General features: G+C 61.5%; 25 protein-coding genes. 13 read left to right on the plus strand and 12 right to left on the minus strand.

The window, feature by feature from the left end:
• The first annotated feature begins 227 nt into the window (after nucleotides 1-227).
• The 9 genes from RMET_RS23045 (at nucleotide 228) to RMET_RS23085 (ending at nucleotide 11,210) form a co-directional block, all read left to right on the plus strand.
• Nucleotides 228-788 carry a recombinase family protein gene (locus RMET_RS23045; protein WP_003124096.1) on the plus strand — a complete coding sequence of 187 codons (561 nt, stop codon included), beginning with the start codon at nucleotides 228-230 and terminating at the stop codon, nucleotides 786-788.
• Nucleotides 789-790: 2 nt separating this feature from the next.
• Complete coding sequence (locus RMET_RS23050; protein WP_001138070.1) at nucleotides 791-3,757, plus strand: Tn3 family transposase; 2,967 nt, start codon at nucleotides 791-793, stop codon at nucleotides 3,755-3,757.
• A gap of 36 nt (nucleotides 3,758-3,793) precedes the next feature.
• Complete coding sequence (locus tag RMET_RS23055; protein WP_011518939.1) at nucleotides 3,794-4,972, plus strand: ABC transporter substrate-binding protein; 1,179 nt, start codon at nucleotides 3,794-3,796, stop codon at nucleotides 4,970-4,972.
• Nucleotides 4,973-5,076: 104 nt separating this feature from the next.
• The gene (locus tag RMET_RS23060) at nucleotides 5,077-5,934 is read left to right on the plus strand and encodes a branched-chain amino acid ABC transporter permease (RefSeq protein ID WP_011518940.1); all 858 of its coding nucleotides are present in this window, start codon (nucleotides 5,077-5,079) and stop codon (nucleotides 5,932-5,934) included.
• On the plus strand, nucleotides 5,934-6,932 hold the full coding sequence (locus RMET_RS23065; RefSeq protein ID WP_011518941.1) for a branched-chain amino acid ABC transporter permease: 999 nt from the start codon (nucleotides 5,934-5,936) through the stop codon (nucleotides 6,930-6,932). Before RMET_RS23060 ends, RMET_RS23065 begins: the two co-directional genes overlap by 1 nt.
• Entirely contained in the window at nucleotides 6,929-7,696 is a 768-nt protein-coding gene (locus RMET_RS23070; RefSeq protein WP_008643515.1) for an ABC transporter ATP-binding protein, read from the plus strand. The genes RMET_RS23065 and RMET_RS23070 overlap by 4 nt, the downstream gene beginning before the upstream one ends.
• Nucleotides 7,693-8,397, plus strand: a complete 705-nt coding sequence (locus RMET_RS23075) for an ABC transporter ATP-binding protein (protein ID WP_011518942.1) — start codon at nucleotides 7,693-7,695, stop codon at nucleotides 8,395-8,397. Before RMET_RS23070 ends, RMET_RS23075 begins: the two co-directional genes overlap by 4 nt.
• A 23-nt stretch (nucleotides 8,398-8,420) precedes the next feature.
• The gene (locus RMET_RS23080) at nucleotides 8,421-9,683 is read left to right on the plus strand and encodes a Zn-dependent hydrolase (RefSeq protein ID WP_011518943.1); all 1,263 of its coding nucleotides are present in this window, start codon (nucleotides 8,421-8,423) and stop codon (nucleotides 9,681-9,683) included.
• Nucleotides 9,684-9,716: 33 nt separating this feature from the next.
• On the plus strand, nucleotides 9,717-11,210 hold the full coding sequence (locus tag RMET_RS23085; RefSeq protein ID WP_011518944.1) for a M81 family metallopeptidase: 1,494 nt from the start codon (nucleotides 9,717-9,719) through the stop codon (nucleotides 11,208-11,210).
• 39 nt (nucleotides 11,211-11,249) lie between these two features.
• On the opposite strand, the gene RMET_RS23090 is transcribed toward RMET_RS23085, so the two are convergent.
• Nucleotides 11,250-11,843, minus strand: a complete 594-nt coding sequence (locus RMET_RS23090; protein ID WP_011518945.1) for a TetR/AcrR family transcriptional regulator — start codon at nucleotides 11,841-11,843, stop codon at nucleotides 11,250-11,252.
• A 75-nt stretch (nucleotides 11,844-11,918) separates the two neighbouring features.
• Here RMET_RS23090 and RMET_RS23095 point away from each other — a divergent pair, with 75 nt between their 5' ends.
• Complete coding sequence (locus RMET_RS23095; protein ID WP_011518946.1) at nucleotides 11,919-12,344, plus strand: PaaI family thioesterase; 426 nt, start codon at nucleotides 11,919-11,921, stop codon at nucleotides 12,342-12,344.
• 105 nt (nucleotides 12,345-12,449) lie between these two features.
• Complete coding sequence (locus RMET_RS23100) at nucleotides 12,450-13,094, plus strand: dihydrofolate reductase family protein (RefSeq protein ID WP_011518947.1); 645 nt, start codon at nucleotides 12,450-12,452, stop codon at nucleotides 13,092-13,094.
• Between the two features lie 39 nt (nucleotides 13,095-13,133).
• On the opposite strand, the gene RMET_RS23105 is transcribed toward RMET_RS23100, so the two are convergent.
• On the minus strand, nucleotides 13,134-13,997 hold the full coding sequence (locus tag RMET_RS23105) for a hypothetical protein (protein ID WP_011518948.1): 864 nt from the start codon (nucleotides 13,995-13,997) through the stop codon (nucleotides 13,134-13,136).
• A 563-nt stretch (nucleotides 13,998-14,560) separates the two neighbouring features.
• Complete coding sequence (locus tag RMET_RS34460) at nucleotides 14,561-15,481, minus strand: metalloendopeptidase with exotoxin activity (RefSeq protein ID WP_011518949.1); 921 nt, start codon at nucleotides 15,479-15,481, stop codon at nucleotides 14,561-14,563.
• A 61-nt stretch (nucleotides 15,482-15,542) separates the two neighbouring features.
• Here RMET_RS34460 and RMET_RS33700 point away from each other — a divergent pair, with 61 nt between their 5' ends.
• Nucleotides 15,543-15,962 carry a hypothetical protein gene (locus RMET_RS33700; protein WP_155877866.1) on the plus strand — a complete coding sequence of 140 codons (420 nt, stop codon included), beginning with the start codon at nucleotides 15,543-15,545 and terminating at the stop codon, nucleotides 15,960-15,962.
• A 641-nt stretch (nucleotides 15,963-16,603) separates the two neighbouring features.
• Here the strand turns inward: RMET_RS33700 and RMET_RS23120 are convergent.
• The 8 genes from RMET_RS23120 to RMET_RS23150 all read right to left on the minus strand — a co-directional run bounded on the left by RMET_RS23120 (nucleotide 16,604) and on the right by RMET_RS23150 (nucleotide 22,829).
• The gene (locus RMET_RS23120) at nucleotides 16,604-17,470 is read right to left on the minus strand and encodes a rolling circle replication-associated protein (protein WP_011518951.1); all 867 of its coding nucleotides are present in this window, start codon (nucleotides 17,468-17,470) and stop codon (nucleotides 16,604-16,606) included.
• A 170-nt stretch (nucleotides 17,471-17,640) separates the two neighbouring features.
• A complete protein-coding gene (locus RMET_RS23125) occupies nucleotides 17,641-18,717 on the minus strand; it encodes a zonular occludens toxin domain-containing protein (RefSeq protein ID WP_011518952.1) in 1,077 nt (358 codons plus the stop codon).
• Nucleotides 18,717-18,965, minus strand: coding sequence for a hypothetical protein (locus tag RMET_RS23130; protein ID WP_035833450.1), 249 nt, complete (start codon nucleotides 18,963-18,965; stop codon nucleotides 18,717-18,719). Before RMET_RS23130 ends, RMET_RS23125 begins: the two co-directional genes overlap by 1 nt.
• A gap of 18 nt (nucleotides 18,966-18,983) precedes the next feature.
• Nucleotides 18,984-19,322 (minus strand): hypothetical protein, encoded by a 339-nt coding sequence (locus tag RMET_RS23135; protein WP_011518954.1) that lies wholly within the window; start codon nucleotides 19,320-19,322, stop codon nucleotides 18,984-18,986.
• A gap of 2 nt (nucleotides 19,323-19,324) precedes the next feature.
• Nucleotides 19,325-20,764 (minus strand): hypothetical protein, encoded by a 1,440-nt coding sequence (locus RMET_RS23140; protein ID WP_029309973.1) that lies wholly within the window; start codon nucleotides 20,762-20,764, stop codon nucleotides 19,325-19,327.
• 787 nt (nucleotides 20,765-21,551) lie between these two features.
• The gene (locus tag RMET_RS23145) at nucleotides 21,552-21,806 is read right to left on the minus strand and encodes a hypothetical protein (RefSeq protein WP_029309972.1); all 255 of its coding nucleotides are present in this window, start codon (nucleotides 21,804-21,806) and stop codon (nucleotides 21,552-21,554) included.
• A gap of 455 nt (nucleotides 21,807-22,261) precedes the next feature.
• Complete coding sequence (locus RMET_RS33705; RefSeq protein ID WP_155877868.1) at nucleotides 22,262-22,432, minus strand: hypothetical protein; 171 nt, start codon at nucleotides 22,430-22,432, stop codon at nucleotides 22,262-22,264.
• Between the two features lie 85 nt (nucleotides 22,433-22,517).
• Nucleotides 22,518-22,829: a hypothetical protein gene (locus tag RMET_RS23150; protein WP_008648342.1), complete on the minus strand. Its 312-nt coding sequence runs from the start codon at nucleotides 22,827-22,829 to the stop codon at nucleotides 22,518-22,520.
• A gap of 143 nt (nucleotides 22,830-22,972) precedes the next feature.
• Here RMET_RS23150 and RMET_RS23155 point away from each other — a divergent pair, with 143 nt between their 5' ends.
• Complete coding sequence (locus RMET_RS23155) at nucleotides 22,973-23,266, plus strand: hypothetical protein (protein ID WP_029309971.1); 294 nt, start codon at nucleotides 22,973-22,975, stop codon at nucleotides 23,264-23,266.
• Between the two features lie 182 nt (nucleotides 23,267-23,448).
• Here RMET_RS23155 and RMET_RS23160 read toward each other — a convergent pair whose 3' ends face one another.
• Nucleotides 23,449-25,863, minus strand: coding sequence for a TonB-dependent receptor (locus tag RMET_RS23160; RefSeq protein ID WP_011518956.1), 2,415 nt, complete (start codon nucleotides 25,861-25,863; stop codon nucleotides 23,449-23,451).
• Between the last annotated feature and the right edge of the window lie 7 nt (nucleotides 25,864-25,870).

A 25,870-nucleotide genomic window follows, 5' to 3' on the forward strand; every position in this document is an offset into this window, starting at 1 on the left:
TACACGGGTAGGAACTCCGATAGTTGGCTTGCTGATTCTTTGGGAAAAGGCATTTTACCTTCTTTGCGGCGGCGCAACAATAATAATGTCAGTCTGAGCTATACCCTAACTTGGCGTCAGACCATCCGGCGCTAAATCGTCAGAATAGAGTTGCCTTCCGAATTGATTGACATACGCCGTCAAGGGTCATAGATTTCTTCCTGACACATTTCCCTCAGGAGGATACCTTGCACGGTCAGCGCATCGGTTACGTCCGCGTCAGCAGCTTCGACCAGAACCCAGAACGGCAGCTCGAACAGATCCAGGTGGATAAAGTGTTCACCGACAAGGCGTCGGGCAAGGACACACGGCGGCCCGAACTGGAACGGCTGCTCGCCTTCGTGCGCGAAGGCGACACGGTCGTGGTGCACAGCATGGATCGTCTGGCGCGCAACCTCGACGACCTGCGCCGCCTGGTGCAGGGCCTCACCCAGCGCGGCGTACGCATCGAGTTCCTTAAGGAGCATTTGACCTTCACCGGCGAGGACTCGCCGATGGCGAACCTGATGCTGTCGGTAATGGGCGCGTTCGCCGAGTTCGAACGCGCCTTGATCCGCGAGCGGCAGCGCGAGGGCATCGCGCTCGCCAAGCAGCGCGGGGCCTACCGTGGCAGGAAGAAATCCCTGTCGTCTGAGCGTATTGCCGAACTGCGCCAACGTGTCGAGGCTGGCGAGCAAAAGACCAAGCTGGCTCGTGAATTCGGAATCAGTCGCGAAACCCTGTATCAATACTTGAGAACGGATCAGTAAATATGCCACGTCGTTCAATCCTGTCCGCCGCCGAGCGCGAAAGCCTGCTGGCGTTGCCGGACACCAAGGATGAGTTGATCCGTCACTACACGTTCAGCGAAACCGACCTCTCCATCATCCGGCAGCGGCGCGGCCCGGCCAACCGGCTGGGCTTCGCCGTGCAGCTCTGTTACCTGCGCTTTCCTGGTGTCATCCTGGGCGTCGATGAGCCGCCGTTTCCGCCCTTGTTGAAACTGGTCGCCGACCAGCTCAAGGTCAGCGTCGAAAGCTGGGACGAATACGGGCAGCGGGAGCAGACCCGGCGCGAGCACCTGGTCGAACTGCAAACGGTGTTCGGCTTCCAGCCCTTTACCATGGGCCACTACCGGCAGGCCGTCCAGTTGCTGACCGAGATGGCCTTGCAGACCGACAAGGGCATCGTGCTGGCCAGCACCTTGATCGAGCACCTGCGGCAGCAGTCGGTCATTCTGCCTGCCCTCAACGCCGTCGAGCGGGCGAGCGCCGAAGCAATCACCCGCGCCAACCGGCGCATCTACGATGCCTTGGCCGAACCGCTGTCGGACGCGCATCGCCGCCGCCTCGACGATCTGCTCAAGCGTCGGGACAACGGCAAAACGACCTGGCTGGCCTGGCTGCGCCAATCGCCCGTCAAACCGAATTCGCGGCACATGCTGGAACACATCGAACGCCTCAAAGCGTGGCAGGCGCTCGACCTGCCTTCTGGCATCGAGCGGTCGGTGCACCAGAACCGCCTGCTCAAGATCGCCCGTGAGGGTGGCCAGATGACGCCCGCCGACCTGGCCAAGTTCGAGGCGCAGCGACGCTATGCCACCCTGGTGGCGCTTGCCATCGAGGGCATGGCCACCGTCACCGACGAAATCATCGACCTGCACGACCGCATCCTGGGCAAGCTGTTCAACGCCGCCAAGAACAAGCATCAGCAGCAATTCCAGGCGTCCGGCAAGGCGATCAACGCCAAGGTGCGGCTGTTCGGCCGCATCGGCCAGGCGCTGATCGAGGCCAAGCAGGCGGGCCGCGATCCGTTCGCCGCCATCGAGGCCGTCATGTCCTGGGATGCCTTCGCCGAGAGCGTCACCGAAGCGCAGAAGCTTGCGCAGCCCGAGGACTTCGATTTCCTGCACCGCATCGGCGAAAGCTACGCCACGCTGCGCCGCTACGCGCCGGAATTCCTTGCCGTGCTCAAGCTGCGGGCCGCTCCCGCCGCGAAGGACGTGCTCGACGCCATCGAGGTGCTGCGCGGCATGAACAGCGACAACGCCCGCAAGGTGCCCGCCGACGCGCCGACCGAGTTCATCAAGCCGCGCTGGCAGAAGCTGGTCATGACCGACACCGGCATCGACCGGCGCTACTACGAACTGTGCGCGCTGTCGGAGATGAAGAACGCGTTGCGTTCCGGCGACATCTGGGTGCAGGGGTCGCGCCAGTTCAAGGACTTCGAGGACTACCTGGTGCCGCCCGCGAAATTCGCCAGCCTCAAGCAGGCCAGCGAATTGCCGCTGGCCGTGGCCACCGACTGCAACCGGTACCTGAACGACCGGCTGACGCTGCTGGAAACACAGCTTGCCACCGTCAACCGTATGGCGACGGCCAACGAGCTGCCGGACGCCATCATCACCGAGTCAGGCTTGAAGATCACGCCGCTCGACGCGGCGGTACCCGACACCGCCCAAGCGCTGATCGACCAGACGGCAATGATCCTGCCGCACGTCAAGATCACCGAACTGCTGCTGGAGGTGGACGAATGGACGGGCTTCACTCGGCATTTCGCGCATCTGAAATCGGGCGACCCGGCCAAAGACAAGAACCTGTTGCTGACCACGATCCTCGCCGACGCGATCAACCTGGGCCTGACCAAGATGGCGGAGTCTTGCCCCGGCACGACCTACGCCAAGCTGGCTTGGCTGCAAGCCTGGCACATCCGCGACGAAACCTACGGGGCGGCGCTGGCCGATCTGGTCAACGCACAGTTCCGCCATCCCTTCGCCGAGCACTGGGGCGACGGCACCACCTCATCGTCGGACGGCCAGAACTTCCGCACCGGCAGCAAGGCCGAGAGCACCGGCCACATCAACCCGAAATACGGGAGCAGCCCAGGGCGGACGTTCTACACCCACATTTCTGACCAGTACGCGCCATTTCACACCAAGGTCGTGAACGTCGGCGTGCGCGATTCGACCTACGTGCTCGACGGCCTGCTGTACCACGAGTCCGACTTGCGGATCGAGGAGCATTACACCGACACGGCGGGCTTCACCGATCACGTCTTCGCCCTGATGCACCTCCTGGGCTTCCGCTTCGCGCCGCGCATCCGCGACCTGGGCGACACCAAGCTCTACATCCCGAAGGGCGACGCCGCCTATGACGCGCTGAAACCCATGATCGGCGGCACGCTCAACATCAAGCACGTCCGCGCCCATTGGGACGAAATCCTGCGGCTGGCCACCTCGATCAAGCAGGGCACGGTGACGGCCTCCCTGATGCTCCGAAAGCTCGGCAGCTACCCACGCCAGAACGGCCTGGCCGTGGCGCTCCGCGAGCTGGGCCGCATCGAGCGCACGCTGTTCATCCTGGACTGGCTGCAAAGCGTGGAACTGCGCCGCCGCGTGCATGCCGGCCTGAACAAGGGCGAGGCGCGCAATGCGCTGGCCAGGGCAGTGTTTTTCAACCGCCTGGGTGAAATCCGCGACCGCAGTTTCGAGCAGCAGCGCTACCGGGCTAGCGGCCTCAATCTGGTAACGGCTGCCGTCGTGTTGTGGAACACGGTCTATCTGGAACGGGCTGCGCACGCGCTGCGTGGCAACGGCCATGCCGTTGATGACGCGCTGTTGCAGTACCTGTCGCCGCTCGGTTGGGAGCACATCAACCTCACCGGCGATTACCTCTGGCGCAGCAGCGCCAAGATCGGCGCGGGCAAGTTCAGGCCGCTACGACCGCTGCAACCGGCTTAGCGTGCTTTATTTTCCGTTTTCTGAGGCGACCCCAAGTTGGCCGCCGTGTCGGCAGTCCCTGGCGTAGTGACCTATTCACGCAGTGTCCTGGCAGCCGGGGAGGCCATCGAGCTCGGGTGTCCCGTGCCGATGTCCGGCGCGTTTGCGGCGAACGGGAAGTTCGCGGATCTCGGCATGAAACTGGCCGTGGAGCAATATGGCAAGGTCCTGGGACGACCGTTGCAGTACAGCGTCCTCGATACCGAGGGCAAGCCAGCCACGGCGGTCAGAAAGGTGCAGGAGTTGGCGCAGCAGAAAGCCGCCCGCTACTTTGCCGGCGGCATCCTGTCCTCGGAGTCGCTTGCCATGGGCAAGGAAGCGGAGAAGCTTGGCGGCGTGTTCGTGACGACCGCTGGCGCCGACGAAATCACCGGCAAGGACTGCAACCGGGCCACGTTCCGCTGGTCCGTTCCCACCTATGGCGCGATCGAGCGCACGGTGCGACCGCTGATCGAAGCGATGCCGAAGGCCAAGCGCTGGTACACGATCACCCCCCAGTATGTGTTTGGCGACGGACTGCTTTCCGCAGCCAAGGCCATCTTCAAGGAAAAGGGCATCGAGCACGTCGGCAACAGCTATCACGCGCTAACGGAGAAGGAATTCAGCGGCTACCTCACCAACGCGATGGCCGCCAAGCCGGATGTGTTGCTGATCCTGAACTTCGGCTCGCAGTCGTCGGACACCCTCCGGCAGGCCGTGAGCTTCGGCATGAAGAAGAACTGCACCATCCTCGTCGCCTGGGCGTCGGGTCTGGAACAGTTCGAATCGCTCGGCGCCGACCTCTGCGAAGGCGTCTACTTCGGCGCGCAGTACTGGCACGGCGTGGACACACCCCTGAACCGCGATCTGGTCAAGCGCGCCAATGAGAAGTTCAAGGCGAATCCGAACTACAGCCTTGCCGGCTCGTATATCTGCACGAAGATCCTGGTGGACGGCATGATCAAGGCAGGCTCGGCCGACCCGAAGGCCGTGGTGGCCGCGCTGGAAGGTCTGAAGTACGAGGGCCTGACGGGTCCCGAAGAGATCCGGGCCGGCGACCATCAGGTACTCAAGAACTACTATCTGCTGAAGGGCAAAGCCAAGTCCAAGATGAAGGACAAGGATGACTTTGCCGAGATCGTGAGCGTCGGCAAGGCATTCCTGCCGCTCGATCAGACGCAGTGCAAGATGGCATAAGCCGGGCGAAGCCGCGGTCGTTCTGACCGCGGACATCTCAAGTCATATTCGATGCACCGGACCGCGCCGCCGCGGTCTGGCGGTCTCCCTCATTCGCACGGTTTATGAACGTCTATCTGTTGCAGGTCATCAATGGCGTTGGCATCGGGATGCTCTACTTCCTGCTGGCAGTAGGCTTGTCGATCGTCTTCGGTCTCTTGCGTTTCGTGAATTTCGCCCACGGCGCGTTCTACGCGCTTGGCGCCTACCTGTGCTTCCAGGCGCTCCAGTTCGGCCTGGACTTCTGGGCGGCGCTCATCCTGGCGCCCATCATCATCGGCGCGCTGGCATGGCTCACGGAAAAGGTGATGCTTCGCTATGTCTACGCGCAGCCGCACGAATTCCACATCCTCATCACGGTCGGCCTGGCCCTGGCGGTCCAGGAACTCATCATTGTCGGGTGGGGCCCGCTAGGCGTCGACGTACCGCCTCCCGATGTGCTGCAAGGCGTGGTGATGTGGGGCGATTTCGTCTATCCGAAATACCGTCTCTTCGTGATCGGCTTCACGGCCCTCCTTGCCGTTGCGCTCTGGTGGCTGCTCGAAGGCACCCGCATCGGCAGTGCCGTTCGCGCTGGCAGTGAATCCACGGAAATGGTCTCGCTGCTTGGCATCAATGTTTTCCGACTGTTCAGCCTGATGTTCGCGCTCGGCGCGGGGACTGCCGCCATCGCGGGCGTCCTGGCCGCGCCAATCCGGGGTGCCGAGCCGTTCATGGGCGTGGAAGCCCTGGGGGTGGCCTTTATCGTGGTCGTGATCGGCGGCATGGGCAGCTTCACCGGCGCCCTGGTGGGTGGCCTGCTTGTTGGCATTGTGCAAAGCCTGATGAGCACGCTCTGGCCGGAAGGTGCCCGGCTGATGATCTATGTGGCCATGGCCGCGGTGCTGTTGCTGCGTCCGCACGGCCTGCTTGGGAGGGGATGATGGCGTCAAGCAGACAATGGTTGTTTCGCTACCGCTACTGGTGGCTAGCGCTGGGCGTCACGCTGCTGCTCCCGTTGACGATGCGTTCGGGCACGCTGGCGACCGAAGTCCTGATCTATGGCATGGCTGCCATGGCCTGCAATCTTCTGCTCGGGTATACGGGTCTGCTGTCGTTCGGCCAGGGGATCTTCTTTGGATTGGGAAGCTATGCGGTTGGCCTGGCGCTGACACGTGCCGGCGGCCTGCCGATGCCCGTGGCCCTGCTGGGTGCCGTGGTGATCGGCGCGGCGACCGCAGCCCTGGTAGGGTGGTTCTCCATCCGTCAACGCGGCACGTATTTCGTGATGCTGACGCTGGCGTTCGCGCAGATGTTCTACTTCCTCGCCTACACGGCGCCCGGCATCACCGGCGGTGACAACGGCTTGCTCGACATCCCACGCCCCCCGATTTCCATCGGCGGGCATGCCCTGATCGATCTGACGTCGTCGTGGGGATTCTACGGATTCGTGGCGGTGCTGTTCCTGATCGTCTTCGCACTCGTTCTGCGCGTCACGGAATCCGTCCTCGGCCGCACGCTGCTGGCCATTCGCGACAACGAGGAACGGGCGCTTGCCGTCGGCTACAACACCCGGGCCTTCAAACTGCTGGCATTCGTGATCTCCGGTGCCGTGACGGGGCTTGCCGGCGCCTTGCACGCCATGCTGACAGGTATCGCGCCGCTGGCGAACATCGACTACCACGCGAGCGAAATGATCCTGATCATGACGGTGATCGGCGGCACCAGCAATATCTTCGCCTCGGTGCTCGGCGCGGCGTTCTACGTCCTGCTGGCGGACTGGCTGTCCACACTCTGGCCGCGCTGGCTCATGCTTCTGGGCTTCCTGCTTATCGCGGTCAGCCTGTTCATGCAGCGCGGATTGTGGGGCCTGGGATCGACCATCGCGGCACGCCTGCGAGGTGTGACGGGCGCCGCATCCACCCAGGAGGAGCGCGCATGAGCACGCCGATTCTTGAAGCCACAGGCATCGTCAAGCAATACGGGAAGTTCATGGCGCTGGGCGGGGTCGACCTGCGGGTGATGCCCGGGACCGTTCATTCCGTCATCGGCCCCAATGGCGCGGGCAAGACAACCCTGTTCCATATGCTGACCGGCACGCGGCCAGTCAGCGCGGGGCGAATCGTGTTCGAGGGCAAGGATGTCACGGCGGAGGCCGACTATCAGCGGGTCCAGCGCGGCATCGCCCGGTCCTTTCAGGTAACCAGCCTGTTCCCCAACCTGTCCGTCCGCGAGAACCTGCGGCTGGCGGCGCTTGGCACCTCGCCCCGCAAGGCGATGAATGGATGGCGTCTGCCGGCCGGCGACCTCGCCTGCGCCGAGGTTGTCGACCATGTGCTGGAGCGGCTTGAACTCACTCATGTGTCGGGCTCCGCTGCCGGCGTGCTCTCGCACGGCCAGCAACGGCGGCTGGAGGTCGGCATGGCGCTGGCGGCACGTCCCCGCGCCGTGTTCCTCGACGAGCCGACCTCCGGCATGGGCGTGGACGATCTGGGCGCGATGAAGCGGTTGATACGTGGATTGGTCCAGGACCATACCGTCGTGCTGATCGAACACAACATGGACATCGTGATGGATATCTCGGACACCATCACCGTGATGCAGCAGGGCAAGGTGCTGATGGAGGGCGCGCCAGCCGACGTGCGTAGCGACCCCCGAGTCCGGGCGGCCTACCTTGGCAACATGATCACCGGAGGCAAGGGATGATGCTCGACGTACAGGATATTCATGGCTACTACGGCAAGAGCCATGTACTGCAAGGCGTCTCCCTTGCCATTGGCGACGGAGAACTGGTCACGCTACTGGGCCGCAACGGCGCCGGCAAATCGACAACCTTGAAGGCAATTGCCGGCATCGTGCCCCCACGCGGCGGGCGTGTGCTGTTTCATGGCAAGGACATTGCGGGAATGGCCCCGCACCGGATCGCGCGCGAAGGCCTGTGCTTCGTACCGGAGCACCGGGGCATCTTCAAGCTGCTGACCGTCGAGGAGAACCTGAAGCTGGCGGCAAGGAAGGCGTCGCCATGGCAGCTTGAGGATGTCTACCGGATTTTCCCGCGTCTTCGCGAGCGGCGCCGCAATGGTGGCGCGCAGCTTTCCGGGGGCGAGCAGCAGATGCTCGCGATCGGCCGGGCCCTGATGAATCATCCGCGCCTGCTCATGCTCGACGAGCCCGTGGAGGGTCTGGCCCCGGTTATCGTCGAAGAGATCGTCGCACAGCTCAAGGTCATCAAGGCCGCGGGCGTCCCCATTCTTCTGGTGGAGCAGAACCTTGAGGTCTGCATGCAGCTTGCTGACAGGCATGTGGTGATCGAGCAGGGAAGGGTGGTCTACACCGGCGGCAACGAGGAGTTCCGCCGCAACGACGCGGTCAAGGACAAGTACCTCGGCGTCGGCCTTACCGTCTGATCCGCCATCGCACTGGAGAAAGCATGAGCAACACGCAAGCATCTGCCGGCATCGGACATGATGTGCGCATCAACGGCTCCCGCCTGTGGGACACGCTGATGCGCCTTGCCGAGATTGGCGCGACCCCCAAAGGGGGCGTCTGCCGTCTTGCATTGACTGATCTGGACCGCCAGGGCAGGGATTTCTTCGTGAAGGAGGCCGAAGCGGCCGGCTGCACGATCCGCGTCGACGCCATCGGCAATATCTTTGCGCGCAGGCGTGGCCGCAACGACAGCCTGCCGGCCGTCATGACCGGAAGCCACATCGACACCCAGCCGACAGGCGGCAAGTTCGACGGGAACTACGGCGTGTTCGCCGGCATCGAGGTCCTCAGGACGCTCAACGACCGCGACATTGTCACGGAGGCCCCGCTCGAAGTGGCAGTCTGGACGAATGAAGAGGGATCTCGGTTCGTGCCCGTGATGATGGGATCTGGCGCGTTCATCGGAGAATTCGTCCTCAAGGACTTGCTGGTGCAGACCGACCGCGAGGGCATCTCCGTCAAGGATGCCCTGGAGGCCATTAGCTATGCGGGCTCGGCACCGATTGGCGAACCCCGGCCCGGCGCGTACTTCGAGGCTCATATCGAACAGGGGCCGGTGCTGGAGGCACACGACACCGTGATCGGCGTCGTGACTGGCGCACTGGGGCAGCGCTGGTACGACGTCACCATCACGGGCATGGAAGCCCACGCGGGACCGACGCCGATGGCGCTACGCAAGGACGCGCTGCTTGCCGCTTCGGAGTTGGTCGGCATCGTCAACCGTATCGCGCTGGACCATCCGCCGCACGGGCGCGGTACCGTAGGCTGCCTGACGGTCCATCCCGACTCCCGCAACGTGATTCCCGGACGCGTCAACATGACCGTCGATCTTCGCGCATCGGACGACGATCTATTGACCTCGATGCACGACACGTTCCTGGCCCAGACACGCGAACTGGCGGTACGTAACGGTGTCTCGATCGATGTCAAGCAGGTTGTCTACTTCCCGCCGCAGCCATTCGACGAGCGGCTGATCCGCGCCATTCGCGCGGGCGCCGGACGGATCGGCCATTCGGAGATGGACGTCATCAGCGGCGCTGGCCACGACGCCGTCTATCTCGCGCGCGTGGCCCCGACCGCTATGATTTTTGTGCCTTGCAAGGACGGCATCAGCCACAACGAGATCGAGGATGCGAAACCAGAGCATCTGGAGGCGGGGGCCAACGTGCTGCTTCATGCCATGCTCGATGCGGCCAATCGGTAATCGTCGACGTCATTCCGATCATTCAGGACACCCATGAAGATTCTGATCGCCAGACTCAATCACGAAACAAACACGTACTCGCCGGTGGCAACACCACTTGAGTCCTTCAGCCCACGATACGGAGCCCAGGGGTATCGGGCCGCCAAGGGCACGCGCACCGCAGCCGGCGCGTTCATCGACCTCGCCGAAGCGGTGGGCGCGGAAATCGTGGTGCCGGTGATCGCCGGCGCGAACCCAAGTGGCCGTGTGGCCGCTGACGCCTATACGCACCTGACGGACACGATCGTCGCGGCGGCGGCGGGCTGTGATGCAGTGATGCTCGATCTGCACGGCGCGATGGTCGCGGAGAACAGCGACGATGGCGAAGGAGAGCTGCTCCAGCGCCTGCGGCAAGTCCTGCCCGACGCGCCGATTGCGGTTGCGCTCGATCTGCACGGCAATATCACGCAGCCCCTGATCGACCATGCCGACATTGCCGTCAGCTTCAAGACCTATCCACATATCGACATGTACGAAACGGGTGAACATGCTGGCCGCCTGCTTCTGGAGATGATCGCGGGGCGCGTGCGTCCCGTCATGGCGTGGCGCAGACCGCCGCTTGTTACCCATACCCTGCGCAGCCGTACCGACGAAGGGGCCATGCAACGGGCGGTGGCACTGGCCAAGGAGGCGGAAAAGGGCGGCATGTTGGCGGTATCCATCCTGGCCGGCTTTGGTCTGGCCGACATTCCGGCGCCGTGCATCAGCGTGATCGTGGTGGGCGATGGCGATCGCCGGAAGGCGGACGAGGTGGCCGAGCGCATCGCGGCGCAGATCTGGGAAGAGCGCGAAGGCTTCACGTATCGACCCGATCCGTTGCCGACATCCATCGCCATGGCGGCGGCTGCGGCGAACGCCACCGCCGAGCACCGTCCCGTGCTGCTCCTCGATCATGGTGACAACTGCATGTCGGGCGGCACCTGCGACGACATGGCCGTTCTGCACGAGGCGTTGGCCCAGGGCCTGGATGGCATCGCAGTCGGCCCGGTGTGCGACCCGGAAGCCGTGGCCCAACTGATCGCGGCAGGCGTGGGAGCAAGCGTCACGCTCAACGTCGGCGACAAGGTGGCCGCGCCGCAGCTCAGCGTGTATCCGGAATCAAAGCCGCTATCCGGCAAGGTCACCGCGATCAGCGACGGGGAATACGTCATCTCCGGCCCGACATATACGGGCCAGCGCATCCGGATGGGCCGCACGGTGCTGCTCGATACCGGTGCGGCAAAGGTCATCGTCACCGAAACGCCGCAAGAGCATTGGGACCTTGGCATCTTCACCCATATCGGCGTGGACCCTCACGCCGCACGGTTCCTGATCCTGAAGTCGCGCATGTATTGCAGGCCGGTTTTCGTGCCGATCGCGAAGTCAGTGATCGAATGCGATAGCGAAGGCGTGACCAGTTCGCGCTATGAGATGTTCCCGTTCCGCAATGTCTCCAGGCCGGTGTACCCGCTGGACAAGGACACGGCCTGGTCGGCGTCGGCAGGTTGATTTGACCGCGGAAGGGCGCAGGGCAGGGGGCTCATGCGCTCAACCTGGCCGTCGATCCGGCACGGCCGTCTCAAATAGCAGCCCGAGCTCGGCTGCGGCATCCAGCAAAGGCGTGGCGCTCTTCTGCACGCGCATCTGGACCAGCGCTCCCGAGATCGTGGCCATTGCCATGCAGGAAAGGCGGTGCGCCCGCGACGCTTCCACGTCGCTTCGAAGCAGCGCCTGCTCGATGATGCAGGCCCACGCGCCAAATGCCGCCTCGCCGGCCTGCCGGATGTCTTCGTGCTCCGGCGCGAGTTCCAGAAGCGTGGTCGTGATCGGGCAGCCGTCCCGAAACTCGGATTGCTTCATCCAGCCGGCAAGCAGTCCGCAATACTGCGTGATCAGGCGGGAAGGCGAGTCAGATTGGCGCGCCAACTCCTCCAGCGTCGCCGCGACCTTATTGCCAGCAAACTCGATTGCCGCCACGCCGATCGAGATCTTCCCGTTCGGAAAGTAGTAGTAAAGCGACCCCTTTGGCGCGCCACTTGCGCCAAGGATGTCGCTCAGACCGGTGCCCGCATAACCCTGTTTCCGAAAAAGCGCGACGGCACTCTGCACGATCGCATCACGATGCTTGGCGGCTGCTGACATGTCGTTCGGGTCCTTGCCTTGTTTTCCTTCATTGAATTATATAGAGTGGTCTACATAATATCGAGGAGAACGTGCATGGAACATCAGGACAAGCTTGCCTTGATTCAGCAAATCAGCGCCACTGCGCCTTTCAACCGATGGGCCGGCTTCGAGGTCCTGCGCGCGGGCGACGGTGAAGCGGAATTGGGGATGGACTGGCGCGCCGAAGACATGGCGCAATATTCCGGCTTCCTGCACGCCGGGCTGATCTCGGCCTTGCTCGACACCGTATGCGGCTTTGCCGCCGCAACGGTTTCCGGCCGTGTCCTGGCATCCCACATCGCCGTGAGTTGCCTCGCGCCGGCGGTTGGACATCGGTTTATCGCCCAGGGCAAGGTGGTAAAAGCGGGCAGAAAGCAGGTCTTCACCAAGGCCGAGTTGTATGCGCTGGGAGAGGACAATGCGCGCAAGCTGGTGGCGATTGGCGACACGATCCTTGTGCCGGTCGAGGAGTCGCGGTAGCTTGGCGAGGCGGATGGCGCGGCGCGGTATCTGATGGTCGACATCCGTTGTCTGGGCCCCGGATTTCGTTTTAGGCGTCCAAACGGTGGCAAACGGAGGCAAACGATGGCACGCGTTCGCGTTAACGGCTTTACCATCTCGCTCGACGGATACGGAGCGGGTCCGAATCAGGACATTAACAATCCGCTAGGCATTGGCGGGACGGAGCTCCATCAGTGGCTCATCCCGACACGGACGTTCCAGCGATCGTTGTTCGGCAAGGACGACGGCACGACCGGGATTGATGATGACTTCGCCGCGCGCGGCTTTCAGAATGTCGGGGCCTGGATTCTTGGGCGCAACATGTTCGGGCCCATTCGCGGGGACTGGCCGGACATGAACTGGAACGGCTGGTGGGGCGACAGTCCCCCGTATCACGTTCCAGTCTTCGTCTTGACCCATCATCCGCGGCCCTCCGTCGAGATGAAGGGCGGTACAACGTTCCACTTCATCACAGGCGGCATTCGCGAGGCCCTCGACCGCGCCCGCGAGGCCGCAGCCGGCATGGACGTGCGGATTGGCGGCGGTCCGGAGACGATCAGGCAGTATCTTCGCGACGGCCTCATCGACGAACTGCACATCGCCATCTCGCCGGTTCTGCTTGGCCAGGGAGAATCGCTGTTCGAAGGGATCGACTTGAGAGCGTTGGGATACACGTGCGTTGAGTCCGTGGCCTCCGAAAAGGCCACGCATGTCATCCTGCGGCGCTAGGGACGCACGGATGACATGCCTGCAGATCGGCGCCCGGCCTCAGCGGGGGCCCCAGCTTCCGCTAATCAACTCGGTCGGTTTTTGCCGCGCAATGATACGGGCGCAATCCTCCCAGGCGTCGACGCGCACATTCAGGCCCGCGTAAATGCCATAGCCTGCGCCGGTCAGGATATCTTCCTCGGTTTGGATTCCCTCGCCCGCCTTGATGGCCCCTTCGGCAACGATGGAGCCTTTGGCTTTGATACCCCATCCAGCTTCCAGGTGCTGACCGGCGTGAATGGCACCGCCAGCCTCGATGCCACAGCCGGCAATGATGTCGTGCTGTCCATCAATGCTTTCGCCAGCCCTGATGCCACGGCCACAATGGATAGCGCCTTGCGCGGTAATGCCGTCTCCAGCGAACAGGTTGCCATGCGTCGATATGCGCTCGCCGGCAGTGACATACCAACCGGCGCGGAGATTGCCGCCACAATCGATCCTTGTTTCGGCCTCGACTCCCCAACTGGCCTTGATATCGTCGCCAGCTTCGATGGAGCCACCGCTGTAGACATTCCCCCCGCAGTCGATATCCGTACCGGCCACTATCGCAGTACCCGCCCGGATGCCCGCGCCGACACGGATGCTGTGTCCGACCCGGATCACAGATTCGATGTCGACGCTTCCCTTCACAATCACTGTGCCGGCGAAGACCAACGCCTTTGCGTCAAGCGCATTCAGCATGAGCACCGCATCGGTCGGGCCAAACTGCTGGAGCAGCCAGCAGGCATCGGCAACGCGATCCGCGCGAACCAGCGCATCGAGCAGGCGTTGATAGTCGCTACCACCGTCGCGATTGCGCAGAAACCATTTGTATCCATCCGCGCAGGGGCGTTTGGCCTTGATAAGGTTTTGAGAGAGTTCCATAGCGATGAAGTCGCCGCTCGCAATCCTGCTCGGGCCGTCGCACGGCGAGCAGATTCCGCCCTCGTCATATGACAGGCGACAAGTACCCGATTTGGATCGAAGCCGGCTTGGGTTCGGTAATTGATCGAGGTGAGGGCGAGCGGCCAGTTGTCGGCCTGCACATCAAGCAGCAGGCCACCTTCGAACGCTCGCATCCCCCAGAGCAAGATGCCGTGCCAGGAAGATCAGATGGACTGCGATTTAGTCCCTGGCTTCCCGCACGGCTAAATGAAGCACGGCGAGAAGGGAAGCCTGTTGGGCAATCACTTGCGGAATAGCAGAGTCGCGCAGATGCGCACAGGTACACGCGCTCGCAACATGCTTGGCATGTTGGCGGTTGGCGCTGTGGATCTGTACGGAATGCATTCGATCGCCAGGTTTGAAAGGGGGCTCACACGACGGACGCGCAGTTGGCGTCTTACAGGACGATACACCACGAGATAGTGTCGCCGAGCGGTCTGGACTTCTTGGTCCAACCGAGAGTCGTGTGGCGCTATTAGACCATACTCCGCGCAATGACTTTGTCACGTTAATGGTTGTGGTCCGCAATGCGGATGAGATTGACGGCCCTTCAATGGACCGCGGACGGATTCTGGGTGATACCGGCGAAGACACACCAGGTCTTGAAGCGCGCAGCGCCACGAACATTTCGTCCAGATGCCCGGTGCTTCCTGGCTGGCGCCCCACGGACTTGACCCGATCAGTGCATTCGTTGCCGCCTGGTTGACCGTCCCATCCGCGTTGGTGACGCGCAGCGCGTCGTTCACCGCATGGATCGCACCTACCTGGATATCCAGGTTCGCCGCGCTCAGGAAGCCACCCGGCTGCACCTGCGTGCCGAAGTACTCCATGTACCCGCCCTGGACGCGGTAGGCCGAGGTGCCGACATCGACCACGTTCGGGGCCAGATCCAGACTTGCCGCCTTCACCGTCAGCGTGTCGCTGGCGGTCACCATGCCGCTGTTGCGGAGGTTGCCGGCGATATCCAGGCTCACGTCCTTGCCGGCGATCACGCCCCCGTTCGGGGTCGCCAGTGCCTGCGCGTAGTCATCGGGCAGGTACACCTGCGGCACCAGCGTGCTCACCATCGGACAGACGGTGCTCATCACCGTGTTGCAGCTCGGGTCTGGCACCGACTGCTCGACGTACCACAGCATCGGCTTGTCCAGCGCCCCGATCTGCGTCTGGGTCAGCGCCGTGCCCAGCGCGATATTGTTCGCCTTCGCGTAGTCCGCCGCGTTCTGGTACAGCGTCAGCTTTAAATGTAATACTTCTTCGCCATTCTCGGCGGACCGTTTCCCAGTCACCTGCGTGATGAGCCTGAAGCAATGTCTTGCAACTGACCATCGCTCGACACTGTCATGCTCGGGCCATTCGACGCAGCACCCAATTCCAAGGGTGGCCGGATCCGCAGAGAAGGGCAGGGTGATGCGGTTGTTCAGCAAGCACGCATACGCCTCCCGTCGCGGCTTCTACCAGCACGCTCGTTCCCGATAGAAGGGAGACATGGCGTTGCAGCGATGGATGAGTCGGCGATGTTCGGACAAATCCTCAAGCAGGTACATCACCTTGGCGTACCGCGGCGTGAGTCTCTGGGAGACCTTGCGCCACGCGCGAGCTGAGGATTCGCGTCAGATCCTCGTCGCCGCGCAACGACCGGTGGGCGTCGAGATCGCTGCGCGAGACCTTGCCAAAGTGCGCGTTGATGTCGGCCATGGAGGCGGGTGCAAACGCGTTGGCCACCGCCATCGAACTGATGCCGCGCAGGCGCCGGCACGCCAGACCATCAGGCCGTCCCGCACGACGGCCTCGATGACTTTGAATCGGTCGAGTTCGCGCATCGTCATCGTGATGGTCTCGGGCATCGGCATGGCAGCCTCCGGTCTTGCTCAGACGGGAAGCCGCAAGCATGCCAGCCTCGGCTAGGACTAGGACTAGGACTAGGACTAGGACATTTCTATTTGTCTCAAATGGGACATTACTATTTGTGGCTGACACACACAATACTTAGAATCATTATACAGACGGCGCAATAAAAAGACCCGGAGAGCCGCACCTAGCAAGGCTTTCCGGGTCAGATACCATAGTGGACAAAAAGTACAACACGCAGTCCACAGGGTCGATGAAATTCCGTACAGCAAGCCGCCACGTATTCGCTTCCGAATTCAAGGCCATTACCGCAGGTTTCCCAGAAGATGTTATAGCACGTTGGACGGGTAGACACGTCAGAACTATCCGCCGATGGAAAGCCGGACACCGCCCAGTCCCCCGATGGGCTTATGACCTCGTTTTGTATAGAACAAAACAGCTTGAGTTATTCTAGGCGCCAAAACGAGGGGGAACGATGGGTATCTACGACCGCGACTGGTGGCGAGATCGCTATAACCAGCGAACCGCGCACAACGAGAAACGCGACGCGAAATGGCGCAAACCAGAGCAGCAGCCACAACAGCCAACGCCTGCGCCACACATCCAAGCCAGACCGCGACGCTGGTCTACCACGAGACCGTCCCCAGCCGGGGCGATCATCCTATGGGGTGCCATCTTTTCTGTGATACTCATCATCGTCAAGCAACTGGCTCGATAGCCGGTGGCATTGGACCGAAAAACCTTGGCCCCGTGGCGAACCAGAATGAGTTGCCCTTGACACTGATGTGAGCAACTAGATCATCGAGCCCGGCAACGCCTTGCAGATACTCGAGAACTGGCCGCGCAGCGTCATACATCGACGGATGATCGATCCACGTGCCCCAATCCTGCTTTTCCGGCACCACAATGCCCCGTGACGTCCAATACCGCTTGTCGTTCAGTTCGCGCCCCGACACATCTTTTGCGATGTACTTCGAGATATAGGCCGCCAGCCGGTGCGATTCCCACCGCTTACCATTACCTCGCTGCGAATCCGACCGGCCCGGGTTCGACACGTGGCAATAACCGTTGCCCTTGCCGCCGACGACGCGCAGCCATACAGCGATAATCAGACGCTTGGCTACCTTGCCCTGGCAGGCTACGTGCAAATGCCATGCGCCACGCTTCTGACGCTCAGGCACCGCAACGTAGTGGAACTCACCATGCAGACGCATCCGACGAAAGAACTCTTTGCACAGAGGATAGAACCGCTCGATTTCTTGGATGTTCTCGCGTGTGGTGAGCGTGATCATGCTATTCGCGCAGATCTGCTTGCACCGCAATCGAATCTGCTGAGTGGCCCGACGCACGGAGATATCCTCATTCCGTTCGCGATGCTCAGACTCACCTCGTTTTGTGCCTAGCTGCTGACCGCGCAACCGTGCATCGTTGATACGACGCCATGCAGTGGTCGGGAAGCCATTGATCTCGACCTGACCGTTGGTCATATGCCGCACCCGAACCGTGATCCCTTCACGGAATACCTCGCCGGTTTCCCAATCCTGACCTACAATTGCCTCGTCCATAGCTTCGCTCTATCAAGTTACGTTTGTGGACCGCGCCCGGAACAGTTGCCGCTGTTGCCGGGCTTTTCTTTGGGGCTACGCTATACCCCGGTGGTGTGTGTTTTCTTATGTGTTATTGATATGAATAGCGCGCGCCGCCGCGCCGCGCGCCGGCCTGCGGCCGGCACCCGTCACGCCGCCCCACGCTTGAGGCTCCGCCGCACCACCTCCATTTGATCTTTGAGAGAGGGAAGGGTAGGGGCCAGAGAGCCACCGGCAGCCACGAGACGCGCCCCAGCGCGATTCATTTGCGCCTGTTGACGTGCGAGTACCTCAAACAGCTTTTGACGCTTCTGTGGGCTTTTCTCACGGGCGTACACCGCCGCAACCAATTGCCGATCTTTGATGGACCACGAGCCAACCGAAGGCTGCCAGAACTTGCGCATCCAGTTGAGCGCACGCCAGCCGATAGGAACCACCTCAGGATGTTTCCAGCCCTCAAGGTGCCAGTGCGAGAGATAGCAGAACGTGCCATGCGGATAGGATTCCTGAAAGACCTGCGTGGTGTCGTACGCCTTGTGTATGTTCCCGCCGCGGAACACCCATCGATCAGCAACCATCCCCGCGGGATCGCAACCAAGGCGCATCACACCGATATGGAAGCGGGGAAACTGCCCCTTGAACTGCCCCGCCGTGATAAGCCGCGTCGCCGCAGACACACCGGGAATCTTGATCTTGTCCAAGCGATGGAAGCGCACGCAGTACTCAATGAAGGACTCGCGCAATTGCTTGTCCACCTGATTGATGTGCTGCATCAGGTAGAACACATCCCAGCCGAACTTTCGACCGTGCGCGAGCCAGTCAAGCACCGGAGCGCGTGACGCATCCTGAAACGAACGCGAGTTCAGCCACGTTCCCATTTCATCCAGCACCAGCAGCCCGTTTTCGTTCTCATCAAAGCCGTCAAGAATCTGCGGATCGGTCGTGCCGATGCACTGGCCATAGGTCTTGCTCTTGGGGTCCGTATCAACGATGGGATCGAACTTGATCTTCGGATTGCCCGAGCCGAGCGAGAACAGATCGTGGGCACTAGGCTTGTCGCGTAGCCGAATGACAAATGCCCGCGAGTGAGCGGGCATAAGGTGATCCATGTGGATATTCAGATTCGTTGCGACACGTTGACCAGCGCGCAGCCGAGCTTGAATCTGTCGCACCGCGCCGGAACTCTTGCCGGTGCCTTTCTTGCCTGTCAGAGCGTAATCGCTCATCACTCCCCCTTTGAGAACGCGAGCAGCACGCCGACAGCAATCAGGAACAGGCTCAGCAGCAACAGCCCGCCGCCGAGCGTTTGATACGGGACACACCATGACGTGCCTGTCTGCTGATCGATCATGAAAAGCCCTCTGTTCAGCTTGCACGCCTTTGCCGCGTCGAGCAGGTAGTTCGCCAGCACGACGCACACTGCCGCCACGCACGCCACCCGTATCGCAAGCACCGCTTTCGTTCTCTCTTGCATGATTGACCCCCTCACCCTTCACACCATCTTTATCAGTTGATCCAGAATTTTTTTCTTCCAGACATACAGCGACGCCCCAGTAGCAACCGCGATCCAGCACGAAATCGAAATCATCGTGACGCCGTTGAAAACCAGCCCCCAGCCCATGCGAAAGAATGGCCCGAGCGTGGACCCACCGGGCGCAGATGGCACACACGAACTGATGCACGTCATCACCAGCGAGTAAGTGCCCCACAGCAGCCCCAGCGTAATCACTGTGATTGCCAGCACCCACGCTTTCTTGATGTCGAAGAACTTGAGAAAGACTTTCACGAGAAAGTCGAACAGCATCAGCAACAGACCGGAGAGGATTGGCATGGTTACACCTTCACAGCTTCACGAACCACCTGTACGGAATCGATCAGCACGAACAGCGCGACCCCGAACCCCATTACATCTTTCAGCATGTAGTAGTACGTGCAGATGTCCACCGGTAGCGAGCCACCCACAACACCCGGCACGGTCGGGTTCTCGCACTGTTCGCTTGCGAAAGTCGGAAACACGTTGAACAGAGTGAAGATGTGCACGGAGTCATGCTTGCGCTCGACTTCCGACAACGAATCATTCGCCGCCTGCTGCGTGATGCTCAGCCGCGAATCCATGTCCGAGGACCGCTGCTGCAACGCTGTATCGACATCGGATTGCGCTTTGGTGCCAGTCTCATCGATCTTGCACGCAGGCTTACCGGGCAGCCCGCACGTATCGATATCGACCTTCTGCGGCACAGTCTGGCCGCCCTGCGGCGATGCATCCGTCTTCGTCGTTTGCTGCGTGACAGTGCCGTCAGGCGCAGTAGTGGTAGTGGTGCACGTGACGCCGACAGACGCAGGCTTGTCCTTTTGCGATCCGGCATCCGCATTCGCGGAAGCAGCGTAGGTGCACGAACGATCGACCTTGGTTGTACCCGTCGGCGTGGTCGTACTGGTAGTCGGATCAGCTACCGTGACCGTCGAAGGCGCAGCAACCGCTGCAAGCTGTGCCAGCGCATCCGCCCACTGTTGATTCTGTGTGGACTGATCTTCAAAGCCCCAGACCTTTTCTTGCAGGAACGGCTTCGCCTGGAATGCACCTTTCCACGCGGTTTCAATATTGGCATCCGATGCTGGCACTAGCGAGCCCGGAGGATCGACGTAGCTGGACTGACGCTGAATCAGCCCCCATCCGCCTTCAGAGAGCGGGTTATCAGCAGCATTTCGCGAGTAGCAGTATGCCTGTGTGCCGCCATTCAGAACGATGTACTTCAGAAGCGGATACTTCCCGTTCGCGATGTTCGGCGCAGCTCTACATGCTGCCTCCGCCGAGCAACTGTAAGACGTACACGAAGCGCCGCCCGCAGTCATCCACCCCGTAGAGCCCCAATCGACATTAGAACCATTCGGCTTGTTTGCCTCTCGCGTGCACCACGTGCCATCGGCACACTTTTCGAGTCCATAGGCCAGCAACTCAGTCCCAGCCAGCGCGATGATCCCCGGCACGGTTGACGCCCTCGCATACTTCGCCAACGTCGCCAGATCAATCAGGCGCTTTTCCGTGACCGCGAAGGAGCCCACGACCTTGCCCGCGTTAATGATGTTCATCGTCGTCGGGCTCGACATTTGCAGACCGGCAGCAGAGCCCGCGACGATGCGAGACATGGTGCGTTGATAGGCATAGTCCACCACCGCGCCGCCAGCCGCTTGCGCGTGTGCCTGAATGGGCAGCAGTAAAGACGCAAGCACGGAGACGGTCATCAGCACCGGAGCCAGCAGCAGATCGAACACGATCCGAGGCAGGGAGAGGATGCGAGGGAGAAGGCCCGAGGGGGCAGGAATGCGCCGCAGTATCGCAAGCAGGAGAGAGGAGGGTAGTGGACGCATAAGCAAAGAGGAAACCGTTTGTCCCAAACGATTTCCCCTTTCCTTATGCTGGCGGGCTCTAGCAGCAGGGAAACCGTGAAGCCCCGCCTACGACTGGTAAGCGAATTGTGCCAATTCACTTACCACTCGCAGGCTAGCCCTGTCAGCAGTGCGAGCGGCGCAGAACCGCAGGCAGGTGAAAGGCTGGTAGTGATCGCGTGAGGAAAGAGGAAACCGTTTGTGCCAAACGATTTCCCCTTCCCTCACGCTGTCCGACGCCCTCAGCAGGTGGACCGTTTCGCCTACGACCGGGAAGCGAATTGTTCCAATTCACTTCCCAGCCGCAGGCGGGAGCCGGTGGCGGTACTGCCCGCGCCGCAGGAGGCGTGTGGATATATGGACAGCCCTTCGGGTTCGCCGCTCTTCGGCCTATGGACAACTGGTGGAAAACGATACTGCCGTTTCCCACCAGTTGCCCACAGGCACGCGGCCTGACCACATATCCACAAGCCCTACGAGCTAGGGGAGATATATCTCCCGTTCACCCCCAACCCCCGCTTGCAGACAGGTCGTGCAGGCTCTTGCCGCCGTCCACGCACCAGTCGCCCGGTGCACACCTGTAGCGATGCGCCTGAGGGTCAAGGACCGTGCCGCACGCGCTGAGGCAGAGCAGGAAGCCCCCGAGCAGTGCGACACGGTAGGTCCGCATGGCTTACTTCGCCTTGCCGAACGCTTTCTTCATCATGGCGATGCCCCACCATGCGCCCGCCGCGAGCACGGCCACCGACAGAGCGGCACCGGTGTAGCTCTTGACCTTGTCGCTCAGACCGTTGATCGCATCCAGACCCGCATCACCCGACGTTTGCGCGAAGGCTTGATTCGCCACGAGGGCGGTACCGATGGCTGCCGCACCGAGGCGGGCCGACTTCTGTTTGGCCGAAATGGCCAGTTGCTTCAGCTTGTGCATATGCACTCCCGAGAAAAGACGGTGGAGACGGTCCACCAGCCGTACAACCTCAATCCAGCACCTCGAATGCCCGCTGTGCCGTTTTGATCCAGAAGCCCGAGGCGTATCCCATCCCCCACGCGATCAGGCAGTACAGAATGACTTGCGTCATAGCGACCCCGTTATGTCTCGCCAGAGCTTGACCAGCAGCACCAGCGCGAGCCTGTATGCGACCGCTACCAGTGCCACCGGCCAGAGCATCGACCACAAGCTACCTAAGACGTCCACCGATGAACCCCGCCGCGAACATCAGGCACACCACACAGCCGAGAATCAGCGCATCCAGAGACAGCCCGTACATCATGACCCCCACACATTCCCGAGCAGCGACGATGCGAGGACATCCGCTGCCCACCAACCCAGTTGAATCGCCGTGACCACCGCGACCACCGTAAGCACCGTCACCATTGCGAGCATTACGACCCCCGTCCGCCCTTGATCACCATTTCGAACGGGCCTTTGAACCCCTGCTGTTCCAGCAGCATTTCAACCGCTACCCGAACCGTGTCCGAATCCGGCGCATCGACCTCAAATGACCGCTGGCCGCCCGGAACAAAAACGATTGCCGCAAACTTGTACGTACGCATATCCGACCCCTCGTTTACGAAAAATTGGCCGTGCTGTTCCGGCCTGTCACCCGCAATTCATCGCTGCGAGACACGAGGGGTTTTCTTACGCCGCCGCCGATGCCGGAGCCTTGCCGTTTGCCGCCGGACGACCGAACGGCACCAGCGCCACCACGCGGAAATCGAGATTGCCGTTGCCGTCAGCGAACGGCACGAGTTCGGTGATGTATTCACCCGGCTGGGTGTTCTTCATGTGCTCGGGCACCTTCAGGCGAGCCACGAACACATCTTCGACCATCTTGCCGTCCTCTTCGCGGGCGGACGTGATCAGCATTTGCGCCGAGTAGGTAGTGCCTGACTTGCCATCGAACGACCAATCCTTACGGTTAATCACAAAAATTTGCGCCTTGAATTTCATGAGATTCCCCTCGCTACATTTGGAAACCCGGACCCACCGGGCAACGGTTTACACCTTGGGCATTTGGCCCTACACTTCGACTCAACTTGAGTGAGTCATTCACTCAATCTGAGTGTGATCTAAGTATAGCAGGAGGACTCAAAATGAGTGTAAAAGAGGCGATTGAATTTATTAAACTCCGAGGGGGGTTTAATAGCTATCGTGCACTTGCAGAGGCCGCTGGCGTGGACCTCCGCAGGGTGGACAACGCTGTAGGCCGTGGGTCCGCCTTGACAGCAACCGAAGAAATCGCCCTGGGCAGCGCCGCAGGGATGAAGCCGCTTGAGGCGATCAAGTTGCTCGAAACAGCGTACAACCCAGCCAACGAGTCGATGTACTCGAAGCTCCAGAAGCTTTTTAAACCTGCCCGCCGCGCCATGACCTTGCGCTTCGCCTGACGAAGCGTGCGCTGTGGGCTGACTGATTCCAAGCGGATCGGTCGGCCCATCAAATACATATAATGTATATTATGTTAAATGAATGATGGGGCAACTATTTGATTGAGGAAGCTGCATATGGTCGCGACATTAGGCAAGCCTGGCGGGTGGGCTTAGGTTGATGTCCCATTGGTAACTGACAATCAGAAGCTGGCAGTTACTGAGACCAATGCGACCCGTGGATCAGCTTGAGCCAGCCCTCCGTAGGCATCAACGGCGGCCCATCCTCGTCTTCCCAGAACGTTGCGAATGGCAAGACGCACTGTCGCGGGGTAGCGCGCGCCACTCACGCGATATCGCATTCCCAGGTCCCAGCGAATCCACGATGGCACAAGCTGAGTATTCGCCGCATCCACATACTGCGCACCGTTGCTAGAGACGGCAGTGACCAGCGTCAGGCCTGGAATCTGGCGGACGTCCCATTCCGCGCCAAGATTGAGTTGCCACGATGGCACGCCGACCGGGGTCTTTCCAGACAGCGTTGGACTCCCCGAGATCGTCGCGTCGAGCCACATCGCACCGGCGTTGACGCGCACGCCGGGCAGCAACTCGTGTCGTACGCCAAGTTCCAGTCCGCGGTTACGCTGCTCGCCGTCGACCGCAAAACTCGCCCCACTCATCACGCCAACAGGCCTGCTGATCTGGAAAGCGCTGATGGTCGCTTCAAGGTCTTGCCGCGCGAGCCTGACCCCGGCCTCGTACTGGGTAGAACGGTAAGGTGCCATCACCTCCCCTGCGTTTGCCGCGCTTGTCGGCGCGACATCTCCTTTGCTGAGTCCGTCAATGCGGTGCGCGTAGAGTGATACGGCCTGGTTCGGCTTAAACACGATACCGAGCAGAGGGGCTAACGCACCCGCATCGTAGTGCTCGATCACAACGCCTTCCGGGTTGAAGTTGTCGGAACGAATGAGCTGATAGCGAAATCCGGCCGTCAACTGCAAGGACTCATCCCTTGTCGATACCGTGTCGACTAGGGACAACCCTGTCAGGTACGTCGACGACACCTTGGGCACGCTGGCGGGATCGGCAATCGACTGGGGAGGTAGCGGCACCGGATCGTAGAGATTGGTAAGCGACGTGATCGCAGAGCTCACGAGTCCGCGATTGAGCCGGTCCCTGTAGCCGCTGGCCGACAGTGCAATACGATGCGTCATCGGGCCGATGGCAACCCGCCATCGCATACCGGCTTCGGCGCTAGTGCGTGCCACGTCGAATCGGTAGTTCGTATCGGATACGGATACGTCTCCCGCCTCGTTGATGATCGTCGGCGTGATGGCGAAAACGCGCGCCACGCGTGTGCGGCCACCTCCGACGTGGGCGAACACCTGCGTGTTCTCGTCAACGTCGTAGGCAACCCGCGCCAATGTCGCGCCATCATGGATTTCCGAAGACTCCCATGGCTGAGATATGTTGCGATGGCCGTCCGGCGCCGCTGGCACGTCGATACCCGCAACGATATGCAGCAGCCGGAACGGCGCCGATATCCGCTCATACTGGGCGATGACATCGAGGCTCGCGCGCAACTGACTGCCGCGATAGTCGAAAGCCAGCGCCCCTGAGCCGGCATCGCGATGCTGGTTGTCCAGAGCGGTATCACCACCGCGGTAGCCACCATTGAAGCGAATGCCGAACGCACGGTCGCCGCCGAGGCGCCTGCCCACATCGATGTTCGCGCCAAACTGGGACAACGAGCCATAGTCCGCAGCAGCCTCGGTCACGTCCGCGTCCCCTGCCCTCTTCGGCACGATGTTGATGGCGCCGCCCACGCTGCCGCCAGGTGACATGCCGTAGAGCAGTGTGGCGGGGCCCTTGATCAGCTCCACCCGCTCGACGTACCCCGTCGCAACGCGATAGTTGGACGCGATGCCGTAGACGCCATCGAACGCAATTTCACCGAAGTTGCCGTTGCTGTACGGAAATCCGCGAATCGTGAAGGCGTCGAGAATGCCGCCCGGCTTGCTGACCGAGCGTACCGAAGCATCGTTATCCACGACATCGGCCACGCTATACGCCTGCTGGTCCCGGATCTCGCGCGCGTCGAAAACCCGGGTACTGACTGGCGAGTCCATGCCGCCTATGCTTCCCAAGGCTCCCAGATTCACGGTGCCGGCGATTCCATGACCGGCTTCCGTGCCCTGCGACACATCAGCGCGATAGGCTTGGCCGACTACAGTCACCGTGGGCAATGTCTGCGCGGCTTCCGCCTGCGTGTCGACGGCAGAGGTCTTGCGAATCAGATACCCTCCATCGCGCAGGTCGACGGCGTAATAGCCAGTCTCGTGGAGCAGGATCCTGATGCCGTCGGCAATCGTATGCGGCCCCGTCAGCCCCGCGCTGTGCAGCTTCCGCAGCGCGTCGGCATCGAAGGCCAGGTCCATCTTCGATGCCGTGGCGAACTGTATGAGCACCACGTCCAGCGGACCGGGTGGTATCGAGTAGGTGCGAGCCTCGGCCGCCGCCCGTTGCACGGAACCAGCTGCCGGACAGTCCCGGGCATCCAGGATGATAGCCGTCGCGAGGATGATCCCAACCAGGATCTGGCGGCAGCCTATCTGCATCGACCCT

Origin of the sequence: Cupriavidus metallidurans CH34 (genome assembly GCF_000196015.1) — a bacterium.
Taxonomy (GTDB): Bacteria; Pseudomonadota; Gammaproteobacteria; order Burkholderiales; family Burkholderiaceae; genus Cupriavidus; species Cupriavidus metallidurans.

Bases quoted from the DNA above. Each gene is read 5' to 3' on its own strand.
- RMET_RS23050 (WP_001138070.1), top strand. From the start codon at position 791: ATGCCACGTCGTTCAATCCTGTCCGCCGCCGAGCGCGAAAGCCTGCTG.
- RMET_RS23060 (WP_011518940.1), top strand. From the start codon at position 5,077: ATGAACGTCTATCTGTTGCAGGTCATCAATGGCGTTGGCATCGGGATG.
- RMET_RS23065 (WP_011518941.1), top strand. From the start codon at position 5,934: ATGGCGTCAAGCAGACAATGGTTGTTTCGCTACCGCTACTGGTGGCTA.
- RMET_RS23070 (WP_008643515.1), top strand. From the start codon at position 6,929: ATGAGCACGCCGATTCTTGAAGCCACAGGCATCGTCAAGCAATACGGG.
- RMET_RS23075 (WP_011518942.1), top strand. From the start codon at position 7,693: ATGATGCTCGACGTACAGGATATTCATGGCTACTACGGCAAGAGCCAT.
- RMET_RS23080 (WP_011518943.1), top strand. From the start codon at position 8,421: ATGAGCAACACGCAAGCATCTGCCGGCATCGGACATGATGTGCGCATC.
- RMET_RS23085 (WP_011518944.1), top strand. From the start codon at position 9,717: ATGAAGATTCTGATCGCCAGACTCAATCACGAAACAAACACGTACTCG.
- RMET_RS23090 (WP_011518945.1), bottom strand. From the start codon at position 11,843: ATGTCAGCAGCCGCCAAGCATCGTGATGCGATCGTGCAGAGTGCCGTC.
- RMET_RS23095 (WP_011518946.1), top strand. From the start codon at position 11,919: ATGGAACATCAGGACAAGCTTGCCTTGATTCAGCAAATCAGCGCCACT.
- RMET_RS23100 (WP_011518947.1), top strand. From the start codon at position 12,450: ATGGCACGCGTTCGCGTTAACGGCTTTACCATCTCGCTCGACGGATAC.
- RMET_RS23105 (WP_011518948.1), bottom strand. From the start codon at position 13,997: ATGGAACTCTCTCAAAACCTTATCAAGGCCAAACGCCCCTGCGCGGAT.
- RMET_RS33700 (WP_155877866.1), top strand. From the start codon at position 15,543: ATGGCGTTGCAGCGATGGATGAGTCGGCGATGTTCGGACAAATCCTCA.
- RMET_RS23120 (WP_011518951.1), bottom strand. From the start codon at position 17,470: ATGGACGAGGCAATTGTAGGTCAGGATTGGGAAACCGGCGAGGTATTC.
- RMET_RS23125 (WP_011518952.1), bottom strand. From the start codon at position 18,717: ATGAGCGATTACGCTCTGACAGGCAAGAAAGGCACCGGCAAGAGTTCC.
- RMET_RS23130 (WP_035833450.1), bottom strand. From the start codon at position 18,965: ATGCAAGAGAGAACGAAAGCGGTGCTTGCGATACGGGTGGCGTGCGTG.
- RMET_RS23135 (WP_011518954.1), bottom strand. From the start codon at position 19,322: ATGCCAATCCTCTCCGGTCTGTTGCTGATGCTGTTCGACTTTCTCGTG.
- RMET_RS23145 (WP_029309972.1), bottom strand. From the start codon at position 21,806: ATGCACAAGCTGAAGCAACTGGCCATTTCGGCCAAACAGAAGTCGGCC.
- RMET_RS33705 (WP_155877868.1), bottom strand. From the start codon at position 22,432: ATGCGTACGTACAAGTTTGCGGCAATCGTTTTTGTTCCGGGCGGCCAG.
- RMET_RS23150 (WP_008648342.1), bottom strand. From the start codon at position 22,829: ATGAAATTCAAGGCGCAAATTTTTGTGATTAACCGTAAGGATTGGTCG.
- RMET_RS23155 (WP_029309971.1), top strand. From the start codon at position 22,973: ATGAGTGTAAAAGAGGCGATTGAATTTATTAAACTCCGAGGGGGGTTT.
- RMET_RS23160 (WP_011518956.1), bottom strand. From the start codon at position 25,863: ATGCAGATAGGCTGCCGCCAGATCCTGGTTGGGATCATCCTCGCGACG.